9 protein-coding genes are annotated in these 9,363 nt (G+C 43.0%); 4 read left to right on the top strand and 5 right to left on the bottom strand.

The features are described from left to right. A partial coding sequence (locus tag VLN09_RS01780) for a D-Ala-D-Ala carboxypeptidase family metallohydrolase (RefSeq protein ID WP_325243488.1) occupies nt 1–636 on the top strand: 636 nt, incomplete at its 5' end. 94 nt (nt 637–730) lie between these two features. Here the strand turns inward: VLN09_RS01780 and VLN09_RS01775 are convergent. The 3 genes from VLN09_RS01775 to VLN09_RS01765 form a co-directional block, all read right to left on the bottom strand. Continuing rightward, nucleotides 731–2,278, bottom strand: a complete 1,548-nt coding sequence (locus VLN09_RS01775; protein WP_325243487.1) for a pitrilysin family protein — start codon at nt 2,276–2,278, stop codon at nt 731–733. Nucleotides 2,279–2,364: 86 nt separating this feature from the next. Next, nucleotides 2,365–3,834: a pitrilysin family protein gene (locus tag VLN09_RS01770; RefSeq protein WP_325243485.1), complete on the bottom strand. Its 1,470-nt coding sequence runs from the start codon at nt 3,832–3,834 to the stop codon at nt 2,365–2,367. A 93-nt stretch (nt 3,835–3,927) separates the two neighbouring features. Continuing rightward, nucleotides 3,928–4,080 (bottom strand): hypothetical protein, encoded by a 153-nt coding sequence (locus tag VLN09_RS01765; protein WP_325243483.1) that lies wholly within the window; start codon nt 4,078–4,080, stop codon nt 3,928–3,930. Between the two features lie 735 nt (nt 4,081–4,815). Between VLN09_RS01765 and ftsY the strand changes: the two genes are divergently transcribed. Both ftsY and VLN09_RS01755 read left to right on the top strand, forming a co-directional pair. Beyond that, complete coding sequence (gene ftsY, locus VLN09_RS01760) at nt 4,816–5,907, top strand: signal recognition particle-docking protein FtsY (protein ID WP_414709067.1); 1,092 nt, start codon at nt 4,816–4,818, stop codon at nt 5,905–5,907. Between the two features lie 65 nt (nt 5,908–5,972). Further along, nucleotides 5,973–6,545 carry a methylated-DNA--[protein]-cysteine S-methyltransferase gene (locus tag VLN09_RS01755; RefSeq protein ID WP_325243481.1) on the top strand — a complete coding sequence of 191 codons (573 nt, stop codon included), beginning with the start codon at nt 5,973–5,975 and terminating at the stop codon, nt 6,543–6,545. An 89-nt stretch (nt 6,546–6,634) separates the two neighbouring features. On the opposite strand, the gene VLN09_RS01750 is transcribed toward VLN09_RS01755, so the two are convergent. Next, nucleotides 6,635–7,384: a YebC/PmpR family DNA-binding transcriptional regulator gene (locus tag VLN09_RS01750; protein WP_325243479.1), complete on the bottom strand. Its 750-nt coding sequence runs from the start codon at nt 7,382–7,384 to the stop codon at nt 6,635–6,637. A gap of 372 nt (nt 7,385–7,756) precedes the next feature. Here VLN09_RS01750 and VLN09_RS01745 point away from each other — a divergent pair, with 372 nt between their 5' ends. Then, on the top strand, nt 7,757–8,587 hold the full coding sequence (locus VLN09_RS01745) for an ion transporter (protein WP_325243477.1): 831 nt from the start codon (nt 7,757–7,759) through the stop codon (nt 8,585–8,587). 58 nt (nt 8,588–8,645) lie between these two features. Here the strand turns inward: VLN09_RS01745 and VLN09_RS01740 are convergent. Continuing rightward, on the bottom strand, nt 8,646–9,363 hold a 718-nt coding region (locus tag VLN09_RS01740; protein ID WP_325243475.1), incomplete at its 5' end, for an AarF/UbiB family protein.

The following is a 9,363-nucleotide window of genomic DNA, read 5'->3' as shown; positions in this document are numbered from 1 at the left end:
GAGAACAAACGTGTCATTACCAATAGAAGTGCGCCACGCTATAACACCACCTATAGTACGGGTAATAATAACTACAATGATTTTACCAGCATGGATTTTAATACTTGGTTAAATAGTAACAGCTACCGCGCTGGGCAAGTGGCGAATTATCAGCGTTATCTGAGTGCGCGTGTCGGTGCTCGAAATGTACCACCTTTATCACAGCTGCTGACCACTGCTCGCAGTTGGGAAAAATGTGGCTACGAGCCTTATCAGCTGCCACCGCAAGAGCTGTGGTCAAATATCGTGTCAACATTGCAGCTGTATAGTCAGCTGAAAAACCAAGGGATTCTGCCGGCAAGCAGTGAGATACGCTCAGTCTATCGTAGCCCTGGATTAAATGGCTGTGCAGGCGGCGCAAATAGCAGTAAGCATATGACGGCAGGCGCTATTGATATTTGGGTGCCAGAATATGAAAATAGTCCATGGCAGATGAGTCGCATGCAAGACAGCTTATGTGATTTTTGGCAATATCAGGGTCAGTCGTACAAATTTGGACTAGGGTTATATGCTACGGGCGCTATTCATTTGGATACCGATGGTCATCGCAAATGGGGCTTTAACCATGCCAGTAGTGGCTCTCCTTGCCGTTATTAAAGGTTATAAAGCGGATATAAAACAAACAAATAAGCTCAGCTTGTAAAATTACAAGCTGAGCTTATTTTTTGTACAGTATAAAAAGCAAGAAGTGCTATTTAGCTGCTTTCTTATCCCAAGGATTGACTTCGCCAACGGTGACGATTAAGAAATCATCAGGCTTTAAGGTGTCACGTAAGGTTTGATTAACCTCTGAGAGTTTTACTTGTTCAATACGGTTAACATAATTGGTCAGGTAGCTTGTCGGCAGCTGATAGAAGTTCATCATACCAAGCAAACCATTAATCCCAGCATTACTGGCAAAACCCATTGGGAAGCTGTTTTTTAGATTGTCCGTGGTCAGTGTCATCTCAGCACTGGTGATGCCGTTTTTTAAGGTATCATTTATCACATCTAAACTGGCATCAATCGCGGCGCGTGATTTATCATTACGGGTTGAAAAACTAATCTGATAAGGACCACGTGCCAGCATCGGATTCATCGAGCCTGAAATACCATAAGTATAGCCAAGGTTTTGCCTGATTTCAGTCATCAGTCGTGCATTAAAATCGCCACCTGCCAGCACTTCGTTACCAACAGCAAAATTGGTTTGCTTCTGCTGCGCTTGCGTATCCGTTGCTCGCTTATCGCCCAGTTGTCCCATTAGCACAGTGGTTTGAGTGCTAGGAAAGGGGATATGAATATGCTGCGATTTCGTGAGTGGTTTTGGCTCAGGTAAGGTAGGCGCTGTTTGACCGAGTGGTAAATTGGCGGTGATGTCTTCAGCCAGCTTCTGTGCTTGCGTTAAAGTCAGGTTCCCTGTCATAGAGAGGCTGGCATTGGCAGCAACCAGATAGCGGTTTTTGAAATCTATCAGCTGTTGTCTTGTGATATTAGGCACTGTTTCGAGCGTACCAACAGTTGGGTGAGCGTAAGGATGATTGCCATAAAGTGCTTTGCTAAACGCAATGCTGGCAAGACTGTTAGGGTCTTGTTTCTGCTGCTGCAAACCCACCAGTAAACGGGCTTTGTTACGAGCCAAAATTTGCTCATCAAAACTTGGTTCGGTGAGCATTTGGGTCATCAAATCGATAGCAGGTAATAAATGCTTATCGTCAGATAGGCTACGTAATGAAACCGTAAACATATCCTTGTAAGCACTACTACCTAGATTAATACCTAAAGTCTCAACCGCACGGGTAAATTCGTTTTCATCCAAGCGCTTAGAGCCTTGCTCAAGCATCGTCGCTGTCATATTGGCGATACCAAAACCTGTGCTGCTGATACTGCCATCACGCGCGCTACCAGCATTAAAGCGCAAATCGATATCAACTATAGGTAAGGCGCTCGTCGCCACAAACAGTACAGGCACACCGGCTTTGGTTTTGAATTGTTGAATTGTTGGAACGGTAACCTTTAAAGGTTTGGCGTTATCGAGGCTGGTCAATTTATCTAAGGCAGCAATTGGCGCGTTGATATCAACTATAGATGCTTGAGCGCGATACTCTTCGCCAGAGTTCGTATCTGCCTGGGCTGTCATGGTGAGGGTAGTCAGCCCCAAAAATAAGCCCATACCCAAATTAGGCAGCTGCTTAAAGATTGGCTTCATTAACGCAAGTAAATCGGTATTGTTCCGAGTTTTTAGGCGGGTGCTCTGAGTCATAACTTTCTTCTTATTAATCGCATTTTTAGTCATTTGTATTTTTGATTTTAAAGTTTGATGAGGTTATCTGTCTTATCAAGACTTTGTTATTTTTTAGCCGTATCTTTAGCTTGTTCTTTAGGCGGCACGATATGCATCACTGTCAAATTATCTTTGACCAAATACTTTTTACTGGCAGCTTGTATATCAGCAATCGTCACGTTATCGAGCTTAGTGGGTAGCTTAGCCAGCAGTCTGTCATCAAGACCGATAGATTGTAATGAGCCAATCATGCGCGCTTGACCCTCCATACTGTCTTGAGCATATACTAGACCGGTCACTGTATTGGTTTTGGCGCGCTCGATTTCATCGGCGGCAATCGGATCGGTTTTTAGCTTTTCTATTTCAGAGATGATGGCTTGCTGTGCTTGCTCTAAGCTGACGCCTTCACGTGGCGTCGCTTGTATCAAGAACAGCCCATCACCGCGATCTAATAAGTCATATGAGGTACCCACTGTGGTCAGCAGCCCTTGCTCGCGTACCAATCGGCTCTCAAGGCGCGCCGATAAACCACCGTCCAATACGTCTTGCGCAAGGGATAGCGCGTAGGCTTGTTTTTCGTTACTTGCGCCTGCTGTCACAAGGCTTGGTACGTTATAACCCATCAATAATACAGGCACTTGTACTGCTTGCTCAGACTCTACTTGCTGATAACCACGAAAGCCCTTTTGACTGACGGCAGGACGTTTTGGCAGCTTACTTGGCGTCAATTCACCAAAGTAACGCTTCACTTGTGTTAAGACTTCGGCTGGCTCAACGTCACCAACGATAACCAAGGTTGCATTATTTGGTGCATACCATGTTTTATACCAGTCTTTTAAGTCAGAGAGCGTAATCGATTCAAGTTCATGCATGGGTCCGATAACCGATTCACCCTTAGGGCTATTTGGCAAGGCAAGCAAACGAAATGACTCATAAGCCTTGGCAAGTGGATTGTCATCGGTACGCTGACGGCGCTCTTCCATGACGACTTGATGCTCTTTAGTAAATTCTTTTTCGTCAAATATTAAGTTTTTCATACGGTCTGCTTCAAGCTCCAGTGCTAAAGGAAAGCGGTTAGCGGGGAACAGCTCGTAATAACCCGTATAATCGTAGCTGGTAAAGGCATTATTGACGCCACCGAATTTAGCAATCAAACGCTCATAATCAGCGCTCGAAACATCAGTAGTACCTTTAAACATCATATGCTCAAGCACATGTGAGATACCGCCTTTATCAAGCGGCTCATCTGCTGACCCCACGCGATACCAAATCTGTGTCATCACAACGGGCGCACGGTGGTCTTCTTTTACCACTATCTTTAGGCCGTTTTCCAGCTGATACTCATGACGACCAGACATATCCATTGCTAATGTTGATGATGGCTGAGCTTCTGTGGTCGCTTTGTTTTGAGTAACAGCTGTCTGTACTGGCTTGGTGCTAATGGCATTGGTTTGGCATGCGATAATAGTCGTTGCCATCGCAAAAGCACAAGCAAGACGTAAAGAGATAGCAGTTAGTGATAAAGGTGCGGACATGATGTGTTCTACTTATATAAAAAGGTAAACTTTCAGACTAGTGACTCAAAAAACGATAAGGTAATCTATCATTTTTATGGGGTAATTGAACCTTTATAAAGAGGTATGTGCCCCAACCATAACGCTAGCAGTCGGTTTAAATTCGTGGGTCGTATTACAGCCTGTCGCTGATAACGCAAACGTTGCTAGTAATAAAGCTGTGGCAATATGAGTCAGTTTTTTAGAATGGATAGATATAGATAGCATGAGTAAGTCCTAATAAAAAGGGGTCAAATAAAGCAAATAGAGCCTTATAGAATAAGGCTTTCTAAGAGTAGGCGAAGATTGGCTTAGTAAAGGTCATATTTTTGTGTCCAAATCTTAAGCGAAACTTACTCAGTAGTTTATCTGCAGCGTACAGGTGTTTAAATGGTCTTTAACCAGACTTCAACATCACCTCAGAATTTATTACCATTTGACTGCGTTCTAAGGTGCTAAAGGCTGAGCTTAACTTGAATTATGCTAAACTAGGCTAAAAATATCTTTTGCTTCATTAATAGCCAGCGTGTGCCAGACAGACAAGCTATTTAAAATAGATAAATTACTGATAATGATAAATTTTAGGGCAAACTTATGAATAACCCAAATAATAGTAACCGTGTGGTCATCAATCTTGATGGAGGTCTTAATGATTTGGATGACGATGATATTACCTTACCCAGTCTGCCGGCGCAATCTGTGCCCATTATTGATGAGCCTAAAGAGATAGTAGCCCCTCAAGCAACTATTGATGAACGTTCAGCAAGTGATGAGAAGCAGCAGATCACGCCTACTATCAATAAGCAAGTATCAAGCTCTGATGCAGCAAAAAGTATTGCTTTGGGTGCGCCTATTATTATGGCTGAAAAGCACGGTAGCTCTGAGAGCACGACAGAAAGTTTTTCAGATACCAATCACGTAGAAAATATAAGGCCATCTGTTTCTGCCCCCAAAATTCCCACTATGCCGTTACAAGATCAGTTAGGTGAGCGTCCAAGTGTTACTTCTAGCAGTGTAAGTACCATTAATAGTAGCAATCAAGCACCTTCTGAGCCACAGCAAACGGTAGCAGTAGAGTCGAAAGAAACTAAAGCGTTGCAAGAGGAGCAAGAAAACAGCAAAAAAGGCAGCTGGTTCAATCGGATGAAAACTGGCTTGAGTAAATCGCGTAAGAATTTAGCTGAAGGGATGGTCAGTATCCTTATTGGCGGCAAAGAGATTGATGATGAGCTGTTAGAAGCAGTGGAAGACCAACTGCTGGTAGCTGATATCGGTGTCAATGCGACCAATCGTATTATCAAAAGTCTTACTGAGCAGACAGATCGTGGCGACTTGATTTATGCGCATTCATTGTATAAAGCATTGCAAGCCGAACTGGTCGATATCTTATCACCCAAAGTTGCACCACTGGTTATCGATACCAGCAAACAGCCTTTTGTTATCTTGGTAGTAGGCGTTAATGGCGTGGGTAAGACTACGACTATTGGTAAGCTTGCCAAACGTCTACAAGGCGAGGGTAAGTCTGTGATGCTAGCTGCTGGTGATACCTTCCGTGCAGCAGCGACTGAACAGCTGCAAATATGGGGTGAGCGCAATAATATTCCAGTCGTGGCTCAAGGTCATGGCTCTGACAGTGCTTCTGTTATCTTTGATGCGATGCAGTCTGCTAAAGCAAAAAACATTGATGTCCTGATAGCAGATACTGCTGGGCGTTTGCAAAATAAATCCCACTTAATGGCAGAGCTTGAAAAAGTTGTCCGTGTGATGCGTAAAGCCGACCCCAGCGCACCGCATGAAGGGATGATTGTCCTTGATGCTGGCACAGGGCAAAATGCTATCAATCAAGTTGAATTATTTAATAAAGTGGTGCCATTGACTGGTATTACGATTACCAAGCTTGATGGTACGGCAAAAGGTGGTGTGGTGTTTAATATTGCTGAAACTACAGATGTGCCTATCCGATACATTGGGGTTGGTGAGTCGATTGATGATTTGCGTGCCTTTAGTCCAAAACAATTTGTTGCCGCCTTGTTTGAGACCGATGATAAAGAATAGCGCTCAACAGTTTGTTTTAGCCAATAAACACATCTTGAAAATATAACGATTTGAAAGGAACAGTCATGATAGTCACCACAGCCGCTTTTGGATCGCACCAGTTGACATTAATTGCGAGTACCAATGAGCACAGCAGTCCTAAGCTGGTTGAGGTCAATTGGCTGTTGGCAGGTAACTCTTGGCATAGCTCAAAATCCATTCCCAAACTTAAAAAGCACTATGGTCTTGTCGATCAGAACTTGATATTTATAAATAAAGATAGCCTAAGAAAAAGTGAACCTGCCCAAGCATTATTAATAGATGCTATATCACAATTAACAGAGTATTTTGAGGGTGATCGTCAGGATTTCGATTTACCAATAGATGCAAGCTTGGGAACCAATTTCCAGCAACGAGTTTGGCAAGCATTACAAGATATCGGATATGGTGAAACCATTAGCTATGCTACGTTAGCGGATCGTGTTGATAGTCCTAAAGGTTTTCGTGCGGTAGCACAGGCGAATAGTAGAAATCCTTTTAGTATTATCATTCCTTGTCATCGAGTCATTGCAAGCGACGGTAAGCTTGGTGGTTATACAGGTGGCTTAGATAAGAAAACGCATTTATTAGCGCTTGAGGGTGTCACTTGTAAAGCATAGTATAAAAGAACTGCTTAGCACATTTTAAAAGTCATAAAAAAGCCAAACGCTAAAAACGTTTGGCTTTTTTATGACATGAAATACGGAAATTATTGCTCAAGCTGTGCCATGACATTGTCTGAGAAATTGACGTTGCTATAAACTTCTTGCACGTCGTCGATATCTTCTAACATATCAATCATTTTCATCACCTTTAGCGCATCATCGATATTATCAATTTCAGCGCTGGTAGACGGTGCCATGGTAACTTCAGCATTATCAGAAACTAAACCTGCCGTATTTAAGGCATCTTTGACCTGCCCAAAGCTTTCCCATTCGGTAATGACAAGCAACTGCTCACCATCGTTTTCAATATCAATGGCGCCTGCATCTAATGCCACTAGCATGACCTCATCTTCTAAGCTTACATCGTTAAAGATGATTTCACCGCGCTTATTAAATAGATAAGCAACTGAGCCTGCAGTCCCAAGATTGCCATCATTTTTGGTAAAGGCATGACGTACTTCGCTGACCGTTCGATTGAGATTGTCAGTCATAGTTTCAACCAGTACCGCGACGCCGCCAACGCCATAACCTTCATAGCTCACTTCGTCCATATTGTCATTGTCATCACCGCCGGTACCGCGAGCTACCGCACGGTTGATGGTGTCTCGCGTCATGTTGACAGACAGAGCTTTTTCAATGACCGCTCGCAGCCGTGGGTTCTTGTCAGGGTCGGGGTCACCTTGCTTGGTAGCAGAAACAATTTCACGAATAATTTTGGTAAATATTTTACCTTTTACCGCATCCTGACGGGCTTTACGGTGTTTAATGTTTGCCCATTTTGAATGGCCTGCCATATAACGTCCTTAAATATTAGGGTGTGTCTATAGTAATAGTAAAATGCTTATAAAGATTTTGTGCGTATTGCGATTTTTACTATAAAGTTGCACTGTTACGCGCAAGTAAATGATCTATCACTCAGTTAACGATTTGTATGTTGTTAATAGCGCTTTTTTGCTACACTGCTATTTTCTAGCTTTTAAACTACTGTCGATTATGATCATAGTGACCGATAGCTGCAGAGAGCAATACTGTTTCGAGTATCGTTTATAATGCTGGTGTTAATATTATAAACCACTTTGGCATATTTTGACCAATCTTAGCTCACCCACGTAAGCCTAAATCGTCGGGTTTTATATAACCATTGATCCTGTGATTTGATTGAATCTATGAAGCAACCGACTAACGAAACTATCACTCATTTGCGTAACCGCATTCATATCATTGTTGAAGGCACAGATACTCGTTTGGGTAAGCTGTTTGATATCGTATTGTTGATTGCGATTTTAGCCAGTGTTGGCGTAGTGATGCTTGATAGTGTGCTCTATATGCGCTTGCAGTACGGCACGCTGTTTTTTTACGCGGAATGGTTTTTTACCATTTTGTTTACCATTGAGTATATACTCAGGTTACTCTCAGCACCCAATCGCTTTCGTTATGTATTTAGCTTCTTTGGGATAGTGGACTTATTGTCCGTACTGCCAAGTTATTTAAGCCTCATATTTGGCGGCGTACAGTATCTGCTGGTTATTCGTATCTTACGTATTTTGCGTATTTTTAGGGTACTTAAGCTTGAAGCTTATATGCAACAAGCAGGCTTTTTGGCATCTGCGCTTAAAACCAGTCAGCAAAAGATAACGGTATTTTTCTTATCGCTGGTTTTACTGGTTACTATTTTCGGCTCGATTATCTATGTCGTAGAAGGACCAGAAAACGGCTTTACCAGTATTCCACTATCTATTTATTGGGCAGTTGTGACTTTAACTACTGTAGGTTATGGCGACATGTCACCAAAAACGCCGTTCGGTCAAGCCATTGCGACCATGGTCATGATCACAGGTTACTCAATCATTGCCGTGCCGACAGGGGTCTTTACCGCAGAGCTTGCTCGTAATATGCGTCCGCAGCTCAACCCTGTAACTTGTCCAAACTGCGGTAAATTTGGTCATGCAGTCGCCGCAGAGTTTTGTGACCGCTGTGGGCATGCGCTACATGTCTAGCCAATTCTGATAGTTCTCCTATCTAATGGTACGTATTCAACCATTCTCAATCAATGCTCTAAAACTCTATATAGTCATGCACTAGTGGCGATAAATCTATCGTCACTCCTAGGTTGACGAGATTCCAGTATTGCCCTGATATCGTACGGTCGAGCATCATTGTAGATGCTGATGGCTGAAACTGCCCAAAGTATTTTAAAGAAGTACGCATTTGGGCGATGGCTTCATGATGGGTTTGACTCTTTGCAAAATCAAAATCGCCGTCTTGATAAGGTTTTATAGATAAAGGTTTTAAGCCAATCTCTAGCCATTTCTCATAAAACTCGCCAGGTACGATTTTATCGTCGTCGCGGCGAATCTCAAGAGCAACTAAGTCCTGTTCAAGAGCCGTGACATCACTCTTTAAAGCATGCTTAGCAAATCGGCGAAATAATTGCACTTCGCTGTCACTATAGCTACGAATACCACCAAAATCATAGGCAACCACACTGCCATCAGCACGGAAGGCAAAGTTTCCCGGATGCGGGTCACAGTGCATTCGATACAAGCCAAACAGTTGCCCTGCTGTAAAATGAAACAGACGAACAGCGATTTTTTGCTTGATATCATTGTCCCATGTTGCTGCCACTGTCAGCGATTCGCCACTCTCTTCTGTTAAGGTTAAAATTCTTTTGGAAGAGTGGCTGCTGATTACTTTTGGGATGATAAGCCCACTATCTTCGGCATGAAAAGCACCAAATACCCGTAGATTATGCGCCTCTTTAATATAATCAAGC

This window comes from Psychrobacter sp., from assembly GCF_035469765.1.
GTDB lineage: Bacteria > Pseudomonadota > Gammaproteobacteria > Pseudomonadales > Moraxellaceae > Psychrobacter.
The sequence above is the reverse complement of the archived record's forward strand: the minus strand, read 5'-3'. Positions and strand labels throughout refer to the sequence as shown.